This is a genomic window from Vibrio phycocola (genome assembly GCF_054404255.1).
On record NZ_JBTAMQ010000004.1, the window covers coordinates 268,543 to 292,739 of the forward strand.

21 protein-coding genes are annotated in these 24,197 nt (G+C 41.8%); 4 read left to right on the forward strand and 17 right to left on the reverse strand.

Annotated elements, in window-relative coordinates:
- Positions 1-6: 6 nt before the first annotated feature.
- From cydC to ACXJY6_RS07480, 6 genes are all read right to left on the reverse strand, one after another.
- Positions 7-1,728: a heme ABC transporter ATP-binding protein/permease CydC gene (gene cydC / locus ACXJY6_RS07455; RefSeq protein ID WP_458767906.1), complete on the reverse strand. Its 1,722-nt coding sequence runs from the start codon at positions 1,726-1,728 to the stop codon at positions 7-9.
- Complete coding sequence (gene cydD, locus ACXJY6_RS07460; RefSeq protein WP_458767908.1) at positions 1,721-3,508, reverse strand: heme ABC transporter permease/ATP-binding protein CydD; 1,788 nt, start codon at positions 3,506-3,508, stop codon at positions 1,721-1,723. Before cydD ends, cydC begins: the two co-directional genes overlap by 8 nt.
- A gap of 118 nt (positions 3,509-3,626) precedes the next feature.
- Positions 3,627-4,583 carry a thioredoxin-disulfide reductase gene (trxB, locus tag ACXJY6_RS07465; RefSeq protein WP_458767909.1) on the reverse strand — a complete coding sequence of 319 codons (957 nt, stop codon included), beginning with the start codon at positions 4,581-4,583 and terminating at the stop codon, positions 3,627-3,629.
- A 135-nt stretch (positions 4,584-4,718) separates the two neighbouring features.
- Positions 4,719-5,555: a DUF2797 domain-containing protein gene (locus ACXJY6_RS07470; protein ID WP_458767910.1), complete on the reverse strand. Its 837-nt coding sequence runs from the start codon at positions 5,553-5,555 to the stop codon at positions 4,719-4,721.
- Between the two features lie 138 nt (positions 5,556-5,693).
- Positions 5,694-6,344: a SanA/YdcF family protein gene (locus tag ACXJY6_RS07475; RefSeq protein ID WP_458767912.1), complete on the reverse strand. Its 651-nt coding sequence runs from the start codon at positions 6,342-6,344 to the stop codon at positions 5,694-5,696.
- A gap of 243 nt (positions 6,345-6,587) precedes the next feature.
- The gene (locus tag ACXJY6_RS07480) at positions 6,588-8,276 is read right to left on the reverse strand and encodes an NAD-dependent malic enzyme (RefSeq protein WP_458767913.1); all 1,689 of its coding nucleotides are present in this window, start codon (positions 8,274-8,276) and stop codon (positions 6,588-6,590) included.
- Positions 8,277-8,632: 356 nt separating this feature from the next.
- On the opposite strand from ACXJY6_RS07480, the gene ACXJY6_RS07485 reads away from it, so the two are divergent.
- Complete coding sequence (locus tag ACXJY6_RS07485) at positions 8,633-9,007, forward strand: hypothetical protein (protein ID WP_458767914.1); 375 nt, start codon at positions 8,633-8,635, stop codon at positions 9,005-9,007.
- Between the two features lie 77 nt (positions 9,008-9,084).
- On the opposite strand, the gene ACXJY6_RS07490 is transcribed toward ACXJY6_RS07485, so the two are convergent.
- The 7 genes from ACXJY6_RS07490 to ACXJY6_RS07520 all read right to left on the reverse strand — a co-directional run bounded on the left by ACXJY6_RS07490 (position 9,085) and on the right by ACXJY6_RS07520 (position 15,050).
- Positions 9,085-10,188 (reverse strand): phosphoribosylaminoimidazolesuccinocarboxamide synthase, encoded by a 1,104-nt coding sequence (locus tag ACXJY6_RS07490; RefSeq protein ID WP_458767915.1) that lies wholly within the window; start codon positions 10,186-10,188, stop codon positions 9,085-9,087.
- Between the two features lie 236 nt (positions 10,189-10,424).
- The gene (locus tag ACXJY6_RS07495; RefSeq protein WP_458767917.1) at positions 10,425-10,814 is read right to left on the reverse strand and encodes a hypothetical protein; all 390 of its coding nucleotides are present in this window, start codon (positions 10,812-10,814) and stop codon (positions 10,425-10,427) included.
- Between the two features lie 476 nt (positions 10,815-11,290).
- Complete coding sequence (locus ACXJY6_RS07500; RefSeq protein ID WP_456049522.1) at positions 11,291-11,491, reverse strand: hypothetical protein; 201 nt, start codon at positions 11,489-11,491, stop codon at positions 11,291-11,293.
- A gap of 146 nt (positions 11,492-11,637) precedes the next feature.
- Positions 11,638-12,678, reverse strand: coding sequence for a hypothetical protein (locus ACXJY6_RS07505; protein WP_458767919.1), 1,041 nt, complete (start codon positions 12,676-12,678; stop codon positions 11,638-11,640).
- Positions 12,679-12,770: 92 nt separating this feature from the next.
- Complete coding sequence (locus tag ACXJY6_RS07510; RefSeq protein ID WP_456049524.1) at positions 12,771-13,439, reverse strand: YiaD family glycine zipper/OmpA-like lipoprotein; 669 nt, start codon at positions 13,437-13,439, stop codon at positions 12,771-12,773.
- Positions 13,440-13,483: 44 nt separating this feature from the next.
- Complete coding sequence (locus tag ACXJY6_RS07515) at positions 13,484-14,167, reverse strand: DUF2786 domain-containing protein (RefSeq protein ID WP_456049525.1); 684 nt, start codon at positions 14,165-14,167, stop codon at positions 13,484-13,486.
- 193 nt (positions 14,168-14,360) lie between these two features.
- A complete protein-coding gene (locus ACXJY6_RS07520) occupies positions 14,361-15,050 on the reverse strand; it encodes a DUF3334 family protein (protein ID WP_458767921.1) in 690 nt (229 codons plus the stop codon).
- 199 nt (positions 15,051-15,249) lie between these two features.
- Between ACXJY6_RS07520 and ydiJ the strand changes: the two genes are divergently transcribed.
- Together ydiJ and ACXJY6_RS07530 are read left to right on the forward strand one after the other, a co-directional pair.
- Positions 15,250-18,288 (forward strand): D-2-hydroxyglutarate dehydrogenase YdiJ, encoded by a 3,039-nt coding sequence (gene ydiJ / locus ACXJY6_RS07525; protein WP_458767922.1) that lies wholly within the window; start codon positions 15,250-15,252, stop codon positions 18,286-18,288.
- Between the two features lie 79 nt (positions 18,289-18,367).
- Positions 18,368-18,829, forward strand: a complete 462-nt coding sequence (locus tag ACXJY6_RS07530) for a methyltransferase family protein (protein WP_458767923.1) — start codon at positions 18,368-18,370, stop codon at positions 18,827-18,829.
- Positions 18,830-18,894: 65 nt separating this feature from the next.
- Here the strand turns inward: ACXJY6_RS07530 and ACXJY6_RS07535 are convergent, their stop codons facing one another.
- The 3 genes from ACXJY6_RS07535 to efpL form a co-directional block, all read right to left on the reverse strand.
- Entirely contained in the window at positions 18,895-19,623 is a 729-nt protein-coding gene (locus ACXJY6_RS07535) for a DUF3581 domain-containing protein (protein WP_456049529.1), read from the reverse strand.
- Positions 19,624-19,735: 112 nt separating this feature from the next.
- On the reverse strand, positions 19,736-20,065 hold the full coding sequence (locus ACXJY6_RS07540) for an HI1450 family dsDNA-mimic protein (RefSeq protein WP_456049530.1): 330 nt from the start codon (positions 20,063-20,065) through the stop codon (positions 19,736-19,738).
- Between the two features lie 4 nt (positions 20,066-20,069).
- Positions 20,070-20,636, reverse strand: coding sequence for an elongation factor P-like protein EfpL (gene efpL, locus ACXJY6_RS07545; protein WP_458768085.1), 567 nt, complete (start codon positions 20,634-20,636; stop codon positions 20,070-20,072).
- 184 nt (positions 20,637-20,820) lie between these two features.
- On the opposite strand from efpL, the gene ACXJY6_RS07550 reads away from it, so the two are divergent.
- Entirely contained in the window at positions 20,821-21,588 is a 768-nt protein-coding gene (locus tag ACXJY6_RS07550) for a nucleotidyltransferase domain-containing protein (protein ID WP_458767924.1), read from the forward strand.
- A 16-nt stretch (positions 21,589-21,604) separates the two neighbouring features.
- Here ACXJY6_RS07550 and ACXJY6_RS07555 read toward each other — a convergent pair whose 3' ends face one another.
- Positions 21,605-23,977, reverse strand: a complete 2,373-nt coding sequence (locus ACXJY6_RS07555; RefSeq protein WP_458767925.1) for a DNA polymerase II — start codon at positions 23,975-23,977, stop codon at positions 21,605-21,607.
- Positions 23,978-24,197: the final 220 nt, after the last annotated feature.

Sequence of the window (24,197 nt, forward strand, 5' to 3'; positions counted from 1 at the left end):
TATTCCTTATAATGTTTGGTTTAGTTGGAAATAACGGCCTTGTTTTTCCATGAGTTCGCTATGTGCGCCAAACTCAACGATCTGGCCTTTTTCAACAAGACATATCGCATCCATCTTATCCATATCAACCAAACGGTGAGTGATGAATAATACGGTTTTATCGGTAAAGTGCCGCTGCAACAGTGCCATAATTTGTTGTTCAGTCTGCTTGTCGAGACCTTCTGTTGGCTCATCCAATAACAGAACCTCACCATTATGGAGAATCGCCCGTGCGATACCAATGCGACGGCGTTCACCACCAGAAAGTTGACGGCCGCCATCACCTAACCATGTGTCTAATCCACCATCGTGAGTTAATTTATTCAATCCAACAGACGAAAGTGCTTTAAATAGCGCTTCATCACTCGCTTCAGGGTCGGCAATTAATAGATTGTCACGTAGTGAACCATTGAGGATATCAACTCGTTGACTTACGATACTTAATGACTGGCGCAGCTGGGTTTCGTTCCATTCTCGTAAATCGACACCGGCAAGGGAGACTGAGCCCGATTGAGGATCCCAATAGCGCGATAACAGTTGCATAATCGTAGATTTTCCTGAACCCGTTTGACCGACAATCGCCACTTTATTGCCTGCTGGAATCGTAAAATCAACATCGTGCAGCACTTGCTGAGTATCGTCGCTATAGCGAAAATCGACATGGGAAAATACAATATCAAACTGTTGTGAATGTTCAGTAGATTGCGACGAGAAAGTGACTTCTGGCTGCGCTTGCAGTATTTCATTCAGACGTCTTGCTGAGGTGAGAGTTTGACCCAGATGTTGAAACGCACCAGCTATGGGGACTAAGAGCTCAAAGCTTGCCATTGTCGCAAAGACAACCATCGCGATCATTGGATCTTGCCCACGCCCACCAACACCATCAGCAACAACCCAAAGCATAAGTACAAGCATCCACCCGTTAGCAAGCATTAGTAATGCTTGAGCTAGACCGGTAAAACGTGCGTTAACTTTCTGCCGTGCTAGCAATTCAGATTGTTGTTGTTCGATTTGTTCGCGGTATCTCGGCTCGGCTCCAAATAGGCTTAACTCTCCAAAACCTTGAACCCAATCGAGTAGCGTAATACGAAAATCAGCTCGAAAAAGAGTGAGTTCGCGACCATTATTTTTGCCCAGTTTGTAAAATAGAACAGGCCAAATCAAAAGAAGGAATAGCAACATACCACCGAGCAGCAGTGCAACATCAAGATCGAACCAAGCGATAAATCCGGTAAGGAAAATAATACCTAAAGTACCAATGGTCATAGGGCTGATAAGACGCAAATACACATGATCCATCGCGTCGATATCGGCAACTAAACGGTTGAGTAAATCAGCATCGCGTAAATTCGCCACTCGACCTGGAATCAAGGGGACAAGTTTATCAAAAAAGAAGATACGCAGATCAGCAAGCACTTTAAACGTGACGCTGTGACTTACAACGCGTTCACCCCATCGCCCAGCCGTACGACCCATTGCCATACCTCGAACAAAAGCACCGGGCAACATGTAGTTGAACGTTTCTCTTGCGATGGTAAGCCCCGCAACCGCTGCTGCTGTCAGGAACCAACCTGATAATGTAAGTAAGCCAATGGATGCAGCTAAAGTGATAAACGCTAACAGCATACCGATGATTAAGCCAAACCAATGTTTTTTATACAGGGCTAGAAAAGGCAGTAAATCACGCATCAAGGTTGCCCTCCATTTGAGATTGAAGAGTGTCATTGGCACTGAGCATTTGACTAAACATCCCGTTGGCGAGCGAGAGTTCATCGTAGTGTCCCGTTTGTGTGATTTTACCGTGTTCCATCACGATAATATGATCGACCTGTTTAAGCTGAGCAAGCTGATGGGTAACAAAAAGCGTGGTGTTATTGCGCGTCATTGATTCAATACTCTTCATCACCAATTGCTCACTGCGGGCATCTAAGCTCGCAGTGGGTTCGTCGAGGAGCCAGAAATTGCCATCTTGCAATATTGCACGAGCTAATGCTAAGCGCTGTGCTTGGCCAACCGATAAACCACCTGAACGATCGCTAACCGGATAGTCGAGTCCTAATTCTGAAACAAATTCATCGGCGAAGGCGTGTTGTAACGCGGATTCAACCTCGTTATTGCTAAGTTGAGGGCTTGATAGTGTGACATTGTCACGAATGGTTCCGTGTAACAATAATGGATTTTGTCCTATCCAACTAATTTGTTTACGCCATGCAGGATGCGAGAGTTCTCGAAGCTCGATACCATTTATGGTTAACGAGCCGCGGTAAGGCATAAATCCGAGTATTGCGTTGATTAATGTGGTCTTGCCTGCACCACTTGGGCCAACGATCGCGGTGGTTTTTTCACTTGCGATGGTAAAGGATATTGGGCCAACAAGTTGTGCGCCATCTGGACTGATAACTTCTAGGCCATCTGCTTTAATTTCAATTGGTTGATTTGCGCTAAGAGTTTGGTCACCACTTACGATTTCTTCAACATCGAGTTCGAGAAATTCGACAATGCTTTCAGCCGCTCCGACAGCTTGCTGTTTAGCGTGATAAAAAGTGCCTAAGTCTCTTAGAGGTTGATAAAACTCTGGCGCCAATATCAGGATAAATAAACCAGAGAAAAGAGTTACGCCGGCGCCGTAGTAACCAAAGTTAAGTTCACCGATAAAGCTAAAGCCAAAGTACACCGCAGTAATCGCAATGGAAATTGAGGTAAAGAACTCTAAAACTGCCGATGAGAGAAAGGCAATTTTAAGGACATCCATCGTTCTAACCCGGAATACATCAGACGCCGCACGTAAGTGGTCTGATTCAGCTTGTGCGCGGTTAAACATGCGAATCGTGGTCATCGATTGTAAACGATCGTAAAAGTGCCCAGAAAGGCGTTGAAGCGCTTTAAAGTTTTTACGGTTTGCATCGGCTGCTTTCATGCCAACTAATGCCATAAAGAAGGGAACCAATGGCGCGGTAATTAGGAAAATAAGCCCCGCAGCCCAGTTGGTTGGAAATACCACAATCAAAATAATGAATGGAATCATCACCGCAAGAGACATTTGTGGCAGATAGCGAGCGAAGAAATCGTGCATATTTTCGACTTGCTCTAATGTGAGAGTAGCCCATGCGCCTGCTGGCTTGCCTTTGATATAGGCCGGCCCCATTTCTGTCAACTTATCGAGAATCAGTTGTCGGATATAGATTCGTATCGTTTGCCCAGCATGAAACCCTGCCATTTCACGCGCCCAAGCACACGCCGCTCGCCCTGCGATAAGAGCAAGCAAGCCAAGAAAGTGGGGAATAAGCGTGCTTTTATCAGCATGGTCGATGATGAGCTGAGATAGAATCGTAGCAATTAATGCGGCTTGTCCGAGTAAAAGCAGGGTCGAGAGTATACCCAAGCTAACGGCAAGCAATAACCAACGCTTCGCTTTTTTACTCTGGAGGCGAAGCCAGGCATTCAGGTTCTTCTGTTTATCTTTATCCATTTGATGAGGCTTATTTAGAGTTTTTATTATGGAATTGAACAAGGAAGTATACAAAATAAAACCCGGAGGGGACACCACCGGGTTGGGTCAATTCAGTTTTCTTCAAAAGCGAGAAAGACTATTTTTCTAGGCTATCTAAATAACGTTCAGCATCAAGCGCAGCCATACATCCAGTCCCTGCAGAAGTAATTGCTTGGCGGTAGTTGTGATCCATCACGTCTCCAGCAGCGAAGATCCCTTCAACACTGGTTTGGGTTGCATTACCATCGAGCCCTGATTGAACGACGATATAACCATTTTTCATCTCTAGTTGGTCGCTAAAAATATCAGTATTCGGTTTGTGGCCGATGGCAATAAACACACCCATAACATCAAGATTTTCAGTGTCGTCTGATTGAGTATCTTTCAGACGAACACCGGTTACACCCATTTCGTCACCGACAACTTCTTCTAAAGTTCGGTCTGTGTGAAGGATAATATTTCCGTTGGCGACTTTGTCCATTAGGCGGTCGATGAGAATTTTCTCAGAACGAAATGTATCGCGACGATGAATTAGGTGAACCTCTGAGGCGATATTCGATAGATAGAGCGCTTCTTCAACTGCGGTGTTGCCACCACCAACAACGGCGACTTTTTGATTGCGGTAGAAGAAACCATCACACGTGGCACAAGCAGATACACCGCGTCCTTGAAAAGCTTCTTCAGATGGCAAACCGAGATACTTTGCCGAAGCGCCAGTCGAAATGATTAGGGCATCACACGTGAATTCACCATTGTCTCCTTTTAGGTGGAATGGACGCTGGGAGAAATCGACTTCGTTAATATGGTCGAAAATAATCTCGGTGTTGAAACGCTCGGCGTGCTCTTTCATGCGATCCATCAGCGCTGGTCCAGTGAGCCCTTCTGGATCGCCTGGCCAGTTTTCTACTTCTGTCGTCGTGGTTAGCTGACCACCTTGCTGAAGCCCGGTTATCATTACTGGATCTAGGTTTGCTCGGGCAGCGTACACTGCGGCGGTGTAGCCAGCGGGTCCAGAACCAAGAATGAGTAATTTAGAATGTTTATTGTTGCTCATTTGTGCTCCAACTTTTTTGTTCGTTGAGTTATTGGCCTGATTGTAGGTGATTCTCTAAATCAATTAAAGCCAATGACAATAATGACATGGTACCAATTTGTTATAGGCTATTCTTTTTGCAGTTATTTCGCATAATTAATAGTCTATCGTGACTTCGTAGGAAGAAAATTTTCGTACGTTGATCACCCCAGTATCGAAGATGAGGTACTGACCTTTAATTCCTTGTAACAATCCAGTGACAACAGGCTCTTTATCAAAGTTATGAGAGGTTATTTTTACTGGATGTTGAGTTACGGGGTAACTAATTTGTGTGATTTGAGTATTATCTATCAGCGGTAATAGCTCAATTGCGTCGTCGCCATATTGCTGTTTGAGATCGGCAATATGATCGCTAACTAGTTCAAGCAGTACTTTTGCTTTCGCCACTAAATCCATTGGTTCACCATCACCTTTTAACAAAGTACGCCAATTGGTTTTATCGGCAATATGTTTTGCTAATTCGATCTCAACTAAACCTGAAAGTTTACGATTAGTAACTTTGATGATCGGTAACCCTTGAGTGGCGCCTTGGTCAATCCAGCGAGTGGGAATTTGAGTATGACGAGTAATACCAACTTTCAGGCTTGAAGTATTTGACAGGTAAACGTAGTGATCGACCATGCAATTATCTTGCGCCCATTCCGGTTCACGACATGTGCCTGCGTCAAAGTGGCAAGTTTCTGGTTTCATAATACACATATCACAGCTTGCGAGCTTTTTCATACAGACAAAACAATGACCTTGGGAATAGCTCTTTTTGGTTTTCTTTCCGCAGTTACTGCACAAGATCTTACCTGTGTGAGTGAGACTGATTTGTTTACCAATTAGGGGGGTGAGTGCAATTTCCTGTTCCCCAATCGGCAAGAAATAATCTGTAGTTTCAGAGAGGTTTGCGCGCATTTTACTTAATACGCCAGTTGCTTGATTCGACATGACATTACTCTAATTATTATCTATTTTCGCTAGACGTTATCATCCTAATGGAAGGTTGTCATCTCCATGGGCATAAGCAAATAATGAATACTTCAAGAAAATGGAAAGATATTGAATCGTTGGCTCAGAAATTGAGGGTTATTCAGACGTTTTATCGAGCAAAATCGGTTCCTTTGGCCCTAGAAATTTAGGTTCAGACTTGAGGACGTAGAGATCGAGAACGGCTTTAACCCGAGCTAATACTTCTCGCATCCGAACATACCGACCTGAATAGCCTTCAGGGCCGGGTACCGCGAGACAAGTAGCATCGATTTGATGATATTGAGCAATGAACAACGCACGCTCGCAATGAAAACCTTGAGTGATAATGAGGAAATGGTCGCTATCGAAAATACGGCGCGCTCTTACAATGGAATCTAAAGTACTAAATCCAGCGTAATCGAGATAAATATGTTCTTCCGGGACGCCCGCTCGAAGCAAATCCCGTTTCATTGTCCAAGGTTCATTGTAGGACCGATGGGCATTATCGCCACTCAAGAGAAAGTTACTGACTTTGTGTTGATTATAGAGCCTGATCGCTGCATCAATACGATGTGTGTAGTAGGAATTGAGCGTTTTCCCTAAGTACTTACTAGTACCAAGCACAACTGCAACGTCGTAATGTGGAGTGTGAATTTCAGATGTAAGAATATTGGATTGGGTTTTATAGCTTACCCAACGGTCGATTCCAATGATCAAGGCTAGCGTTATCAATAAAGCCATAATAGTCATAGATAACCACTGCTTCATTCGATATACATTAATCTTAATTCCCATCTACTGGCAAAACTTCCGGTCTAATAAATTAATATGAGTCTATTAGATATTACAATAGCAAACATCATATCTCGATTCAGTTGTTTTGGCGTTCGGAATTAATAAGGTACACATTTCTATGATATTGCTCAAAGCACAGCGACCTCTTGTTGAGAGGTCGCAGAGATATCGCTCAGGACAGCGATGGTTAGAATAGGTTAAGAGAGTTAGATCTAATTAATAGGCTGTTCGTTTGTAGCTCCGATATTCTGGCTTCCAAAAGTTAACCTCAATAGCTCGTTCCAGTGCTTCTTCACTAATTTCTGGTGCGACTTGCTGTTCAATCGCTTTTAAGCCTACGGCAAGTGCTATTTTCTTTGATACTGTGTGAATCTCTTCTAGAGGTGGTAGTAATGAACCATCGCCGGTAATGGCTAGCGGTGAACATTCTGCAAGCGCTCGACTGGATTCCATTAGCATTTCAGTTGTGACACGCGTGGCGTTAGACGCCAAAACACCCAAACCGATCCCAGGGAAAATATAGCTGTTATTACATTGAGCAATTTCAAAAGTTTTATCGCCAACTTGTACTGGAGAAAAAGGACTTCCTGTTGCAACCAGAGCTTCGCCATGGGTCCAGTTGAGAATATTGTTCGGCGTACCTTCAACTCGGCTAGTCGGGTTCGATAATGGGAACACAATGGGTCTCGAACAGTGTTTGTGCATCTCTTTGATTACATCTTCGCTAAACAGTCCCGGGGCACCAGAAACGCCGATTAGGACAGTCGGTTTTGCTTCTCTAACGACGTCGAGTAATGAAAAACCATTCCCTTCAGTGTGCCAGTTTTGAGTGCTTTCTTTTTTCTGGACTAAGCGTTGTTGGAAATCCAGTAAGTTTGGCATTCCCTCTTGGAGTAAACCCCAACGGTCGACCATATAAACTTGAGAGCGCGCTTGTTCATCGCTAATTCCTTCAGATACCATCTGTGCAATAATTGCTTCAGCGATACCACAACCAGCAGAGCCCGCACCGAGAAAGGTAATTCTTTGCTTTGACAGTTGGCTTCCGGCAGCTTTACATGCCGCCATTAAAGATCCGACTGTGATCGCGGCTGTTCCCTGAATGTCATCATTGAAGCAACAAATTCTATCTTTATAGCGCTCAAGCAAGGGCATCGCATTGATTTGAGCAAAATCTTCAAACTGTATTAGAACGTCAGGCCAGCGGCGCAATACTGCTTGGATAAATTCTTCGACGAATTCGTTGTACTCTTCTCCGGTGATCCGAGTGTTTCGCCACCCCATATACATAGGGTCATCTAAACGCTGTGGGTTATTGGTACCAACATCTAATACGATAGGCAAAGTATAAGCAGGGCTGATACCTCCACAGGCGGTGTAGAGTGACAACTTGCCTATTGGGATACCCATACCACCGATGCCTTGATCGCCAAGCCCTAGGATACGTTCACCATCGGTTACCACAATAATTTTTACGTTTTGGTTAGAGGCATTATTTAATAAATCATCAATTCTATCTCGGTTAGGGTAGGAGATAAAAACGCCACGCCCGCGACGGTAAATATTGGAGAAGTTCTCACATGCTGCGCCCACAGTTGGTGTGTAGATGATAGGCATCATTTCAGTAACATGGTTTTGTACTAACCGGTAATAGAGCGTTTCATTAGTATCTTGAATATTACGTAAGTAGATATGCTTATCCATGTCACTATCAAAGCTGCAATATTGACGGTATGCGCGGTCAACTTGCTCTTCAATTGTTTCGGTAATTTCGGGTAACAGTCCTTCGAGGTTGAACGAACGGCGCTCATCAGTAGTGAATGCGGCCCCTTTATTAAGAAGTGGCGTACTGAGTAGTGCCGTTCCGGCATAGGGGATATATAGCGGGCGTTTGTCATGATTCATGTTAAACCTATTAGTCGATATTTGAAGGATACGAATAAAGTGTAATTGGCGGCTTATGTTATGTAAATAGAAAGGAAAGGTATAAGTTGTTGGAACCGAGTTACATTTGCATAACAAATGTTTTAGTTTTTTAAATTGACTGATGATTAAACAGGACTTAATTCATGGTTGAAAATATTAATCAACTAGACACCTATGATGAATGAGATGTTCGATAACTGTTGCGATTTTGTTTTTTATATAGCCATTTAATATATCTCGAGGCTATAAAAGACCGTTTTTTTATATTCCATTGCTATATTAACTTGGTTCATTAATAGTCAGATCATCATGGTATGACATGACGGGGAGGCGAGATGAATAATTCAGCAGCAATGAATATCGAATTTGATTACACCAACTTTCTTGGAGAAAGTAGCAATCATCATTGGACTTTTGTTGAACTCTTTGGATTTAAGTGGCCATCAGTCGGGAATAATCCAAATCAGGAGTTGGATAAAACCGCTGAACAAAAGCTTTGGGATGCCGCGATGAATCGCTTGTCATCTCAGCATAGCGATGAGTCGAATATCATAGTGCTGGTGGAGCTGGCTAGGGTGCTGGGTATTAGTTGTTTTCGTTTGAAAATGCCGTATCAGATACCTATGGAACAGCGAACATTGATCGAACAGCAAGCAAATGCGAATTTGATCATTATTGCTCCAGAAGAATTTTTGGTGATGTTGTTATAGAAGCTTTCTTGCTTTTTCTGGGCTAAAATTGCAAAAGGGACTTCAAATGAAGTCCCTTTTTGATGTGATAATTCTGATTAGTCGATCAAACCATATTGGGTTCTGAGTACATCAATAATTTCCTGTTTAGGGTTTTCACTCAGATGTAATGGTTTTCCTATCACTTTTTCAGCAATTTCAATGTAGGTTTTAGAGACATTCATCATTGCTTCAAGTGGTAGTTCATTGTCTTTAGCAAGCGCTTCGCGTTCAGGCATACGCTCTTTATTAAGCAAAATATCTGGGTCTGGGAAATGGTTCAATAAGAATTGGCGGAAGCCTTCTTTTGAATTCTCCACTATTTTGCCTTTGTTGTAGGCTGCTTCGTCCCATAAGCGTGATGAATCTGGCGTACCAACTTCGTCCATGTAAATCAGTTTTTCTTGGCCTTTAGCATTAGTGACATAACCAAATTCGAACTTGGTATCAACAAAGATTTGTCCGATTTGCGCTAATGCGTTGCTAATCACGTCAAAACCTTGCGAAAGCAGTACTTCATATTGAGCAATGTCGTCTTTGGTGCTGAAATTAAATGCGGCGAAATTCTCTTCAATGTTGGCTTTAGTGATGTTGACATCATCCGCTTCCGGAACCCCAGGAATTCCTTTTAATATTCCTTTTGTGGAAGGCGTCATAATAAGTTCAGGTAGTTCTTTGTCTTTTCCTAACCCTTCCGGTAATTGAATACCACAAAATTCACGTTCGCCTTTCTCATACGCACGCCACATTGAGCCAGTAATGTACTTACGACAAATTGCTTCAATCATTACAGGTTTGGCTTTCTGTACGATCCAGACAAATGGGTGAGGGATATCTAAGATATGACTATCTGCTAGCCCGTTATCTTTAAATAATTGGAACCAATGATTGGAAATAGCGTTAAGCGCCGCTCCTTTACCTGGAACACCTTTAAGGCCGCCTTCAGCATGCCATACGCAATCGAAAGCCGAAAGGCGATCACTGATCACCATAATAGCCAAAGGTGCATCCGACGCAACATCGTAACCTTTTTCGAGAATCAGACGCTTACTATCTTCTTCGGTAAGCCAATAAACAGAACGGACTTTACCGCTATGTACTGGGAGGTGAGTTCGAATTGGGAGGTCATCGTTGACGGCAAGAACTTGATCTGCAAGGCTCATTAAGACATTCCTATCATTTATAAAACGCCACATAGAGATGGGTTATTGGATAAAAAATTGCTGAGCGAATAATACCAGAACTTGAGTGATACGCCATCTAAAAAGCAAACGATTGCTTAATTTTATTTGGCCGAGATTTTAGATTAGAGAATAACAAAAACGTAGAGTACTTAAAAAGAAAAAATTTAAGCGAAAACAAGGATGTTTTCGCTAACAACAGTACAACGAGGCATCAATTAGTGAAGTAGAGTGCTTCTCGTATTGATGAAAAACAATTGACAGTCATGGATTTCGGCCAGGATATATAAACGAGATTGTTGTTCTACAGGAATTTGGTTTGAGGCAACGATAGCACTGGCATTACCGGAGTAGATGGCTTTTTCAACGACATCTGATTCGGAAAACTGGCGAGAAGGCATTAAATGAATCACTTTGCTACTCCAAGATTGATCAGTCGATACTTCGACAATGTGATGACGTGGGCATTGCGATGTAAACATAATCCATTGTGGAAGGTGCGCCAGTTCGCTTAATTGATCATTGACACCATATAAGTTAACTCGGCTTTCTGAAGAGAGAAATAGATGGTCATTGTTTTCAATAGAATTTACTGTGTTAAAAATCATAATACTGTTTCCCTGTACATGCTGTATGCCTATACAGTATTATTTTCCGCAGTACTGATCAAGTAAAAATTGTTCATTTTGCAAACATAAATGTGATTGAGTTCTATATATGTGCTACAAAAATAGTCAAATTAAGAAAATGAGATGTGATATAGGATGGAACTTAAGGAGAACATAGGGGTATATATTTATGATAATACAGATGTTTTTAGGATTTGGTATCCATAGCGGAATATTCATAGCCAACGAAACTGGATCTACGATAGGAGTGTTGAGAGGTCAGCAGGGATATCTGTAGGAATAGGACTATTACGTTCTATGACAAGTCGTTTGTGCAATCGAGCAAAGCTTCAACTACAGCAAAACAGATGAATTATCGTTGGATTGGACACAGTAATCTGTTTTGCGAGTTCTTGCATTAAATCGATGAGTAGGGAGCTCATTCGATTGCATACTATTGATGAGGATTAATTGTATTAGGCGTGACGCGCTAAATTGTTTTCGTTGGGAAAGCGTTGCAATGCTGCAAGTTCAGCTAGATTAAATTGGCGGACATCCAAGCGAGCAAGTTCATTACAATCTTCACATGAGTGGTGACACTTTCCATCGACATAATGATGCTTTGTTAAATAGTTAGGTTGATTGCACCAGTCGCAAACACCTTCGATAGTAAACATTAAATTTCTCCCAAATATTACTAGTTATATTGTAAGACATATTAATGCAGTTAATTATTACACAGATGTTAACAATTAGTTAAATCTAGCCCATTAAGTGTGACTAATGTCTATTTATATAGTGGACTGACTCAATTTAATTCTGTTTATTGAATCCTAGACTTGCGTGCTTGTTGTGCTTTTTTAAGCGTAACGAGCAGTTTAAGGGAGTGGTTTAGATTCGTCATTGCTGAATCGGTTCCGCCTGCGTCGGGGTGATAGATTTTACTTAACTGGCGATAACGCAGTTTTAATTGCTTTTCATCGGGGATAGCTTTAGAGCTGCATCCAAATAGAACACAGGCATGTTCCAATTGCTGTTGATTAGCTGACGGTTTTTTATCTTGGCTTTGTTGTAGCTTTTTGTATTGCTTAACTATCTTAGACATTTGTTGTTTTTGTCTTTCAACAGTACGTTGGCTTGATTTTAGCTGTTTTGATAGATCATCTTGTTTTTGTCTTTGCTGACCCGTTTGTTTAATTCGTTTTTTTCTACTGCGAATCTTTAGTGAACCAGTTATAAGAGCGAATATCGCAATTGCACTAATGGTTATGATATCAGTATGGGCGATGCCATTTGTTTGATTAATAGGATCGCCAGTTTTCTTATCCGTTTCTTCTGAGTTCAGCGATAGCGTTTCAGACAATTGTTCAAGCTGTTGGACTCGCTGCAGTCTCTTTCCATCGAATTTTGCCTGTAATAGCGCATTGTATTGTTCTTCTGCTGCTTCTGAGTCTATCGCTGCAATTCGATACCAGGCAATACTTTGATCGATAGACGCAATCCTATCGCCATATTGAGAGTAAAATTCTCCAAGCCTTATAGCATCATCATGGTTTCCTTTAACGGCGTGTAAGCTAAGCCAATACAGAGCTTCTTGTAGTTCTTGAGATGATGGGGTGTCGGTAAGATAGAGTTTGATTAACTCCTTTTGCGCCGGGATGCTTCCCAATTCCGAGGCTTGTTCAAACCAGTATTGTGCTTTTTGTATCGAAGGTTCAACACCCGTTCCTTGTTGATAAGTAACGGCTAATTGATATTGAGCGAGTGGATCACGCTGTGCAGCGAGGCGTTGTAATTCATTGATATCACTAGCATGTGATTGCCATGCGATTAAACTAATTAGTAACGTCGATGCAAGCTTCAAATGCCTTATTCTCTCTTTCCATTGAAATAAAGGATATCAATAAAGATACAAGATGACGGAAATTATCTTCGTATCTTTATCGGTCTAATACTTTATTGTAGTGGAAGAATTTGAATTTCGACACGTCGATTACATGCACGTCCCGCAGCAGTATCATTGCTACATAACGCAACACGTTCTCCGTAACCTCGAGAAATAGCACGTCCAGCAGTAACGCCTTGTGATACCAAATAGGCTCTGACTGATTCAGCACGTTGTTCGGAAAGAACTTGGTTAGTTTGATCACTACCGGTACTGTCGGTGTGACCTTCAATAACTAAGCTTGTGTTTGGGTATTCAACCAATATAGTGGCGACACCCGATAAAGTATTGTGGATTGAAGACGTGAGTTGGTAAGAATTAGTATCAAAACCAATACCATTTTCCATGCGAAGTAGAAGTTCATTTTCACCGACTCGCTCTACTTGTACTCCTGAGTTGACCAACTCTTGACGAAGCGCTTCTTCCTGTTGATCGAAATAGTAGCCAACGCCTCCTCCAATTGCTCCACCACCGACTGCACCAATAAGCACATTTTGGCGGCGTTCTTTGGCACTGTCTCCAGTTGCGAGTCCAATCGCTACGCCTGAAAGAGCACCGATAATCGCCCCTTTCGTCGCAGAATTGGTTTCACTTTCCCCGGTTGTCGCATTTTGTCGTTGAGTCGTTTCACATCCAGCGAGAAGTGCAACAACAGATAAAGCAATCGTCAATTTTTTCACTTACATCTCTCCAATTATTGGTGATTCAGTTCTTATGACAACAATTATTTCAATTGTTTCGGTCGTTGTGCTCCGTCAATCGGTTTATTGACAGAAACTCGGCGACCTTTTTTCAATCCAACTTCGTAGTCGGCGGTTATTGCTTTCATTGCTTCGTTTAATTGCTTCTTAAACGTTTCACGGTCGATGTTCTCGAATTCTTTATCAATATAGTTGTTTATTTTATTATTTGATTCATCATCGGGTGTAATTATGGGGAGTTTTTCAAGTGCTCCTTCGATCCAACCCGAAACAAATGAGCTTACACGGCGAGTGACTTCGGTGGTTGGGGTCCCACTACCAGAAAAACTGTTTCGGAATTGTCCGGTTTGCTCATTGAGTTCACGGTAAATAATATCAAAGGCAAATGCGGCAAAAATGGCCCGATCTGCTTCACCAATAAACTCAACTCGTTTTAACCCTTTATGATTGAGTAGCACTGCCTCAACACCAAATTTGGTATTGATCCCTCTGATGATTCTTAGAATATTGTGGCTAATACTTGCAGGCAGTAGATGCGACGATTGCGTTTTCCCCATCTTAATGAACTCAATATCGTCTTTATCAAGACCATACTTAAGCATAAGACGGTGAGCCATTTTTATGGCATTCGCGGCTTCATTCACGTTGGCTGAGTTACCTAGTTCTAGGCACTTGGCGATTTTTTTTAGCGCTTTTTGCTTATCCATCAAGCTGCAATTACTTTCTCGAAAAAATTGGGTCGGTTATTTTAGCCTGTGTCGCTAAAAATATAAAGGGCAGTACCGAGGCTAATTTGAGTAGTGTGAACCGACTTAAACTAATATTAGGAATAAGAACACACCAATAGCATAGCGACTTAACCGCCATGCTATTTGGGTATACTATTTATGATGAAGCCCGTTATATACCTAACTCGGCGAGTAGGTCATCACTACCATCGTTAAGGGTTTCATTTTGGGTTTGCTTATCTTTCTTGTTTGCCATGCGATCCAATTCAGCCTCAAGAATAGAATCGGCCGATTCTTCAACATGAGATTCAAACTCTTCCAGCTGAATAAATTCGGTTTTATCCATCGCTAACTCAAGATAAAAAATATTGTTAGCTTCAGTGGAAAATGTCACGCGACGAGCTTGTGGACGATCAAGATTGGTATCAACCGAAAGGTTTACTTGCTTGTTTAGAGCGAGCATTTTAGGTTGGTTCTGAGTGATGTTAGTTTGTAAGTCGTTGCGAATTTTATTCGTAAAATCACCAACTAACTGGTTCATTAGTTCCCCAAGAACATCACCCACTTCATCTGAGGTATGGGCTATTGCTAACTCATCTTCAGGCATTCCCATGTTGCGCATATAGTTGGTATAAAGCTCTAGCGCTGCTTTGGCGGTGAAATTAATAACAACTAACCCTGAGAAGCCGCCATCAAACAGAACAAAGCAACCAAAATCGGGTTTTAAAGATGTTTTATGGATTTTTTGGACCATAGCGGAGTAGGAGACTTTAGATTCTGTTGCAACACTCAGCACACCTGAAACCGACTGACATAATTTAAGTAGAATATCTTCTGTAGTTATAACGTGATTTTTTTTCATTGTATTGTCCGTTAATGCAAATGATCGAATTCTCTATGTGAGAAATAAAATTCGTTAAGTGTTTTGGCTTAGAAGCCTAGATTTTCCGTTTTGAACACTGTCACAAATGTTGTAAAGTGACGCCTCTAAATCATAATAATAAAAATCTTAATTAATCACCCAACCCAATGGGATATCGCCTAGCAGGGGCAGGAAGCAAATGTTACCAAGACTATCTAAACAATCAGACATCGATCCTGTTGTCTTAAGCTTTTTACAAGAACTCAAGAATTCCGGATTTCATGGTGATATTGAAACGACTTATGCAAGTCGACTTTCCGTATCTACTGACAATAGTGTGTACCAACAGTTGCCTCAAGCTTTGGTTCTGCCGAAAACCACCGCAGATGTTTCACTTATAGGTAAAGTTAGCACAAATCCAGAATATCGCGCGGTTACCTTTTCTCCTCGTGGAGGTGGTACTGGCACCAATGGTCAGTCATTAACCAAAGGAATTGTGGTTGATCTGTCACGTTATATGAACCAAGTTCTCGAGATAGATGAGCAAGAGGGCTGGGTTCGAGTCCAAGCTGGCGTGATTAAAGATCAGTTAAATGATGCAATTCGTCCTTTTGGTTATTTCTTCTCTCCTGATTTATCGACCAGTAACCGTGCAACTTTAGGCGGGATGATAAACACCGATGCTTCGGGTCAAGGATCGTTGAAATACGGTAAAACCTCAGACCATGTTTTATCGTTACAAGCGGTGTTCGCCGATGGTTCCATTTTTGAATCGGACATGTCTCAGGGCGAGCCTGAAGCAAACAGTATCGCCGCTCGAGCATTCCAAGTGACAGAGTCTGTGTGTCGAGAGAAACGCGCTGAAATTGTTGCGAAATTTCCACCATTAAACCGATTTCTAACCGGATATGATTTACACAACGCGATCAGTGATGAAACTAATGCGTTTGATCTGACTCGAGTGCTTTGCGGCTCTGAGGGCTCTTTGGCATTCATCACCGAAGCCAAATTAAATATCACGCCTATTCCAAAAGCACGTACGCTGGTAAACGTTAAATACAACTCTTTCGATGCGGCACTTCGAAGTGCTCCGGTTATGGTTAAGGCGAATGCGTTATCTGTTGAAACAATCGATTCAAAAGTGCTCAACTTAGCTAAGCAAGACATCGTTTGGCATACGGTGAGCGATCTATTGTCCGATGTTCCTAATGTCGAAATGTTGGGGATTAACATTGTTGAGTTTGCTGGTCAGAATCACGACGAAATTGAAAGCCAAGTTAGTGAACTTACCGTGCGCCTTGATGAGATGCTTAAGACCCAAGAAGGCGGAATTATTGGTTACCAAATTTGTTCCGATTTAGCTGGGATTAATCGAATCTACAATATGCGCAAGAAAGCAGTAGGTTTGCTAGGTGCGGCTAAAGGGGCGGCAAAACCGGTTGCATTTGCCGAAGATACCTGTGTGCCACCAGAAAACTTAGCCGATTATATTGCAGAATTCCGTGAGTTGCTTGATTCTAAAAACCTTGCTTATGGCATGTTTGGACACGTTGATGCTGGAGTGCTTCATGTCCGTCCTGCTTTGGATATGTGTGACCCAAAACAAGAGATGCTGATGCATGAAGTCTCTGATGAAGTGGTCAAATTAGTCGCTAAATATGGTGGCTTAATGTGGGGAGAGCACGGAAAAGGTTACCGTTCAGAATATGGTCCAGAGTTTTTTGGTGAGGAATTGTTTACTGAACTTCGCCGAGTAAAAGCCGCGTTTGACCCAGATAATAAGATGAACCCTGGCAAAGTGTGTACACCGCTTGATTCAGAAGCAGAACTGGTCAAAGTTTCGGACGTAAAACGAGGCTTTTATGATCGCCAGATTGATGTAGAAGTTCGAGATAGTTTTAAGCAGGCGATGGAATGTAATGGGAATGGGCTGTGCTTTAATTACGATACCAGTTCCCCAATGTGTCCTTCGATGAAAGTGACTGCCGATCGTCGTCATTCACCGAAAGGACGGGCCGGATTGGTAAGAGAGTGGTTACGTCAGCTCAGTGATCAAGGAATTGATATTCTTGATCTCGAAAAACAAACATTAAATAGTTCGCTAAGTGTAAAAACACTGCTTGATCGTGTTCGTAATTCTATTAAGAAAGATAAAGAGTACGATTTTTCTCATGAAGTTTATGAGGCAATGAACGGATGTTTAGCCTGTAAAGCGTGTGCGACTCAGTGTCCGATTAAAGTCGATGTTCCTAGCTTTAGATCGCGTTTCTTAAATATCTATCACTCACGCTATCAACGCCCTGCGAAAGATTATCTTGTTGCTAATATTGAAACCATGTTGCCGTTAATGGCGAAGGTTCCGACCCTAGTTAATGGCGTTTTAGAGCAAAAATGGGTGCAGTCATTAACCGAAAAAACAGTTGGTTACCGTGATACGCCATTGCTTACGGTGCCAACCTTAGCAAAGCGGGTGAAACAGCAACCTGTTGTGAGCTTTAATATCGAGGCGCTACGCCACATTCCCGAGGCGAATCGCGATAATTATGTGATTATTGTTCAGGATCCGTTTACCAGTTATTACGATGCAGACGTCGTCGATGACTTTATTTCTTTGGTGGTTAAGTTAGGTAAACAGCCTATTTTGTTGCCGTTTAAACCAAATGGTAAAGCTCAGCACATTAAAGGTTTTCTAGAGCAATTTGGTAAAACCGCAAAAAATACTGCTGAGTTTTTAAATCAAGTCGCTCAACTTGGTATCCCACTTGTCGGTGTCGACCCTGCTTTAGTGCTCTGTTATCGAGACGAGTATAATGAAGTGTTAGCTGAGCAACGTGGTGAATTTGAAGTGCTCACATCTCACGAGTGGTTGTTGCCTCGTTTGGCGCAATTTGAGCTTAAAGATAGTGATGATAAACCTTGGCATCTATTTGCGCACTGTACCGAAAAAACCAAACTGCCAAACGCTGAACAACAATGGGTGACAATCTTTGCTCATTTCGGGGCAAATTTAGAACCTATAGCAGTGGGGTGTTGTGGTATGGCTGGGACTTTTGGCCATGAATCGGATAAATTTCAAATGTCTCGTGATATCTACAATTTGAGTTGGAAAGGGCAGTTTGAGGCATTACCTCATGAACGCTGTTTGGTTACGGGGTATTCATGTCGTAGTCAGGTTAAACGATTTGAACACATTAAACCGAAGCACCCAATTCAAGCATTATTGACTCATTTGTCATAGAGTACTCAACGAAAAGGTAACGGAAATCGTTACCTTTTTTGTGTTATCGTTGCTCGAGATTTTGAGAGTAGGAGAAAGCATGCATCGATTAGAGCTAAAAATAGTACCTGTTGTTCTTGTGGTGATTGCGGTTGGCTTTATTTGGGCTCTAGATTGGCTATTGCCGACTTTTCGGCTAATGTTTCCTGGTCAAATGATATGTGCAGCTATTTTATTTGTCGCAGCGGGTTATCTCGGCTTAAAAGGGATTTGGGATTTTCGCCAAGCAAAAACAACGGTTCATCCGCACATACCTCATGAAGCAAGCACGGTCGTCTCCAATGGCATCTATCAGTACTCACGTAATCCTATGTACTTGGGTTTAGTGTGTTTGTTATTAGTGGAAGGTTTGGTGCTTAAAAACTGGACGATGATTTTGGTGGTGTGGGGGTTTATTGCGTACTTAAATCGTTTTCAAATCTTGCCTGAAGAACGCGCATTGGAAGCAAAGTTTGGCAAAGAATATCTTGATTACAAAGAGAAAGTTAGACGCTGGATATAGTAACGCCCTATCACAGTTGATAAGGCGTTACGTTACAATTTACAAATGTAGTAGAAGGTCAGGGCTTACGCCGCTTGTTCTTCAAAAAGTGCCAAGAAGTAAGCTTTACGCTGATTAAAATGATCAACCAAATCATCGACAGCGTCACTGCAATAAGGTTTGAGACCACTAACAACTAAGCGCTTTAAACCTTTACCAATCACCACGCCATCTTCTTTAAAATCGAAGTTCATCGTTACGACGCCACGTTTACCTGTTACTTCAAATTTCGACCCTGTGTAGTCTACTTCAGGGTGCTTGAGGTCAAGGCGATCGAATTCAACTTCCATGCTTTCATAAATCACTAGCGGGCGATCACAGTTGATCATTACCTGTTGTTCTTCCATAAGAGGAACCATGATATGAGGGAAGTTCATCGCTGAAAACTTCACGTAACTGGTTACAACGTGCTCAATGAAATCAAGATCATGGCTGATTTCGCCTTCACGATTCATATGAAGATATTCTTTGCCATTTTTATCGACCACAGCACTTTCTTTATCGCATTTGTTCTCGATATGAAGCTCGATTCCATCGGACACCATACCAGAGAAATTAAAGCGCATTTTTTGGCTTACGCCTTCTTTTTGCAAAAGAACAGCAAACAATAAGTCTCCCGGAACACAGAAGCGTTTATTGTCTTCGTCGTGAATTGGGTTAAAGTCTCCAGCCACTTTTTTAGCAAAATGACTTGCTTGTTGGCGAGTGAATTGAAATGTTTCGCTGTTGCTTGAAAAATAAGGAGTCAGATACATAGGTGATTCATTTATGGCCTAAATTGGCTCGGATTATATATGAGTATTGAAAATGAATGGTCTATCCAGTTACAAATAGCTGACTTAGACCTTTCATTTCCATCTTTTGGGGTTAATTTGATGAATCTCGTTGCCATAAGATATGACAAAACTTCTCGTCATCTATTCGACTAATGAGAATGCGAGCAAAGATAACGCCCAGCTTCTGCTGACTTTCATCAACTAAGCCTATGTGGATTTCGGCATAGTTATTTTCGTCGATGTTAAACCCGACGTGAGATTCCCAATCGTTTCCAAGTTCGATAGCAATCGCAGCACCTTGTTGGTCAAAGTCTTGCTCAAATTGACCAAGTTGAGGCTGCTCTAAATTATCGGGTGCCATTTCAAGAAAAATATCGTAGGCAGTATCGATAACATCGTCGTAGCTTAGTAATTGACTCATTTATTTATGCTCGACCCATAAATTTACGTTCAGCGATATTGATAACGATGCGTTCACCGGATGCAATGTATTCAGGAACTTGAACCACTAAGCCGGTTGTTAAACGAGCGGGTTTGGTACGTGCGGATGCCGACGCGCCTTTTATTGAAGGGTCTGTTTCTTCAATAACCAATTCGACTGATGATGGAAGCTCAATAGCGGCTGGTTGGTCGTTGACAAGAATAACGAATAAGCCTTGAACGTCTTCATTAATGAACGCTAGGTCTTCTTCAATATCGGACTTTTTGAATGGATATTGAGTATAGTCTTCGTTATCCATGAAAATGTAGTCATCGCCATCTATGTAGGAGAATGATGAGGCACGTTTATACATATCGACGGTTTTTAGCATCTCGTCACTTTTAAATGACTCTTCAACTTTTCCGCCAGTCGCAAGGTCTTTAAAACGGAACTTGAAAATTTTTGCACCGCCACGGCCACCAGGAGTAGTGATATCAAAATCTTTAACGAGCAGAATTTTTCCATTTAGGCTAACTGCAGAGCCTTTTTTAATGTCGCTTGCCTTTGGCATTGTGGTATTTCCTTCACTATAATTTGGCGTCATTATACCTAACCAAGGCTAAAAGGAATAACCTAAATAAGGCTATTTTGATGAACAAAGCGCTCAAGGTGTCTATGATTGCCGTAATTAATGTTTAATTGCGTATAATATATGTCTTCAAATATCGATTTTATATAGGATTTTTATCACGACCATGGTTCTAGATGTCATTGATAGTACCGCACCGTTACAAGTGGAATACCAGCCTGCGGTGAACGAGATCGTTCGTGCTCTTAAGCAAGGGTTGGGGGATAACTTACATAGTCTATATCTTTACGGGAGCATCGCTAGAGGAAGTGCTCGACCCAATCGGTCGAATGTCGACGTTGTTGTTGTAACGCATCGAGAGTTAGGATCGAATAAAGCAACGATATTCAATACGATACGTTGGCGCTTTCAAACAAAATATTCATTTATTACTGATGTGAATATAAAAACGGCATTGGTGAGCGAGGTAGCTTCACTCGAGAGCCTGTTTTCCTGGGGATTCTTATTACACCATTGTTCAATTTGTTTGCATGGTGATGACTTAGGTGAATGTTTTGGTGATTACGAACCGAGTTGGGAAATTGCTAAATATTGGAATATGGATATTGCTGAACGTCTTGAGTGGCATCGTGACAAGGTCGCAAAGGCTTCCAGTGCCGAACAACAGATTGAAGCCCAACAACAAGCTGCGAAAAAACTTCTCAGAGCTGCGTATGGAGTGGTGATGCATCGTGATAAAAATTGGTTCGATGATCCTCAACAATGTGGTCACGAATTTTTGCGCTATTACCCAGATAAGGCGATTGAAATACAGCGTCTTTCGATTTTACTGGAAACGAAATTGATTCCTAAACGATCGGTGGTCGGTTTGTTAGATAGCTTTGGCCAGTGGCTGGTAAAAGAATATAAAAAAACCGAGTTTCGTATTGGTTAGTCAATAGTACCGGCGGTTAGAATAGCCCTAATTGTGGCTTGATTAAATTATCAAATTCTAAGCCAATAAAAGGTAATATTGCGTTCGCAACTGGTTTAAGTTGCTTCTCGATATAATGGTCATAATCAATAATGCCATTTAGGTATTCTTTGGGCGCTGGTCCTTCAACTGTAATGACATATTCAATCGTACCTTTATTTTGATATTGAAGTTGCCGTCCTAATTGCAAATTTATTTCGTCGGCTTTTCGCGCGGCTCGTACTTGAGGAGGAATATTTTTTTGATACTCCGAAAGTTTGCGCCTTAAGCGTTTTCGGTAGACTAATTGTGCGTCAAATTCACCATTTAAGGTGCGCTCGACCATGGAGCGTACGTAAGACTCAACAGGTTGTTGATTAAACACACGTTGATATAACTCACGTTGAAAAGTTTGAGAAAGCTCAGTCCAGTCAGTTCTTACACTTTCAAGCCCTTTAAATACCATTTCATCTGAGTCATCAGCGTGTTTAATTAGGCCAGCATAGCGTTTCTTCGAGCCGGTTTCGGAACCACGAATCGTTGGCATTAAAAAGCGACTAAAATGTGTTTCAAATTCAATTTCAAGATGACTTGTTAGTGAAAACTCTGTATCCAAATAGGATTTCCACCATTGATTGATGCTTTCGGCTAACTGTCTGCCAATGATGTTCGCCTGTTGTGGACAATGCTCGTTTCCAAGTGCCACAAACGTCGAATCAGTATCACCGTAAATCACCTCGTAACCTTGTTGTTCAATTAAAGTTCGAGTTTTCTGCATGACTTCTTGCCCTCGCATTGTAATGCTGGAAGCCAGTCGTACATCAAAGAAACGGCACCCAGATGAACCTAACACTCCGTAGAACGAGTTCATGATAATTTTTATAGCTTGGGATAGCGGTTTATCTTGATTGCGTTTGGCCAGATCACGTGCTTGCCAAAGTTGTTGAATTAATTCAGGTAAAATATGATTTTGACGGTGGAATTGGCCGCCACAGAATCCCAACACAGCTTGATCTGGTGCTTTGCCTATCTCTTGTCGCAAACCTTTGATAAGTCCCAACGGGTCAATAAGAAAGGACAGAATCAAAGAAGGGTAGAGGCTCTTATAATCGAGAACCAAAACCGATTCGTAAAGCCCGGGCTTAGAATCCATCACGTAACCGCCAGGACTTGCTTGCCAGTTTTCACTTTGTAGATTTGGTGCTACATAACCAGCACGGTGTAACCGAGGAAGATAGAGATTGGTAAATGCAGCGACGGAACCCCCCATTTTATCCAATTCAAGTCCAGTTAATCTTGAACGCTGAATGGCGAAATCGAGCAGGTGAGTATGGTGAAAGATTCGAGTAACTAATCGGCAATCTTGGAGATTGTAATGGGCAAGCTGAGGTTTATCTTTACGGAACATATGATTGATCTCAGCCATACGATCATGAACGTTGTGGATGGCTTTACCTTCACCTAAAAGTTGCTGAGATACGGCCTCTAGTGACCAAGACGGGAAGTGATAGGTCGCGGTCTTTAATGTATCGATTCCGTCAAGCACTACTCGTCCGGGGACCGATATGAAGCCTTGATTAGAAATCGACGACTGTCGAAAATAGCTGCTGCTGTTTCCCCGTCCTATATTCAATTTGAGTTGGTGGTGGTGCGCGCGTTTGTGAAGCAGGCGAAAATCAAAATCTATAATGTTCCACCCAACAATGATATCTGGGTCATACTGGCGAAACCATTCAATTAACTGTAAGAGAAGCTCTTTTTCATTGTTGACCCATTGAATGTGGCATGAATAGTTATGAACTTGAGGAGCGCCAATCATAATAACGCGTGAATCCAGTTCACTTTCAAGTCCAACCGAATAAAGAATGCCTTTCTCTGAGCATTCGATGTCCAATGAAACCATGGTTAACTCAGGAACAAATTCGGCCGATTTACATTTAGTACCACGTATTAGGTGAAAACTATTTTTGTTATGTGCTTCACCGGTAAACTCAATACTGCCTTGGATGAACCGTTCCATCAAGTATCGGTCGACGAGGCGAATATCACCTTCCCAGACTCCAAGATCAGCAGCACTTAAGAGTTTAACAAAATGCTGGCTTTGTTTGATGGTGTTGAGGTAGCAACCAAGTACAGGACTTTCTCCAAAGGTTTGTAGGTCAAGGGGCTTGAACTCAACATCGATTTTGTTTTCATGCGCTATCTTTTGGGCATCATCGAGGTTCATCTGTTTTATAAAGCAGATGACTTTTTCTCCGTGAATTTGAAGTAATTTGATGCCCGACGAGGTCTTTACCCAAAGTTCAATTTGAGTTTGTTGGTGTATATCTCTGGCATGACGGCTAAGAATGAAGCCTTGGTCTCGAAACAAATTGTTTGCTCTGTCGATAATGAGGTAGTGATTGTATCAAAGCTTGGAAGGTGAAATAACCTCAGATTTTATCGATATTGAATGATAATGAGATTTCCCTTTATGATCTTTTCTACGAGATTGATATAATGTCTCAAATTAAAGAGTCGTTGAGAATTATAGTGACGTTTAACTCTTTGAATTGGTGTTGTATACAATGACTTGAAGATTATGAGCTTGA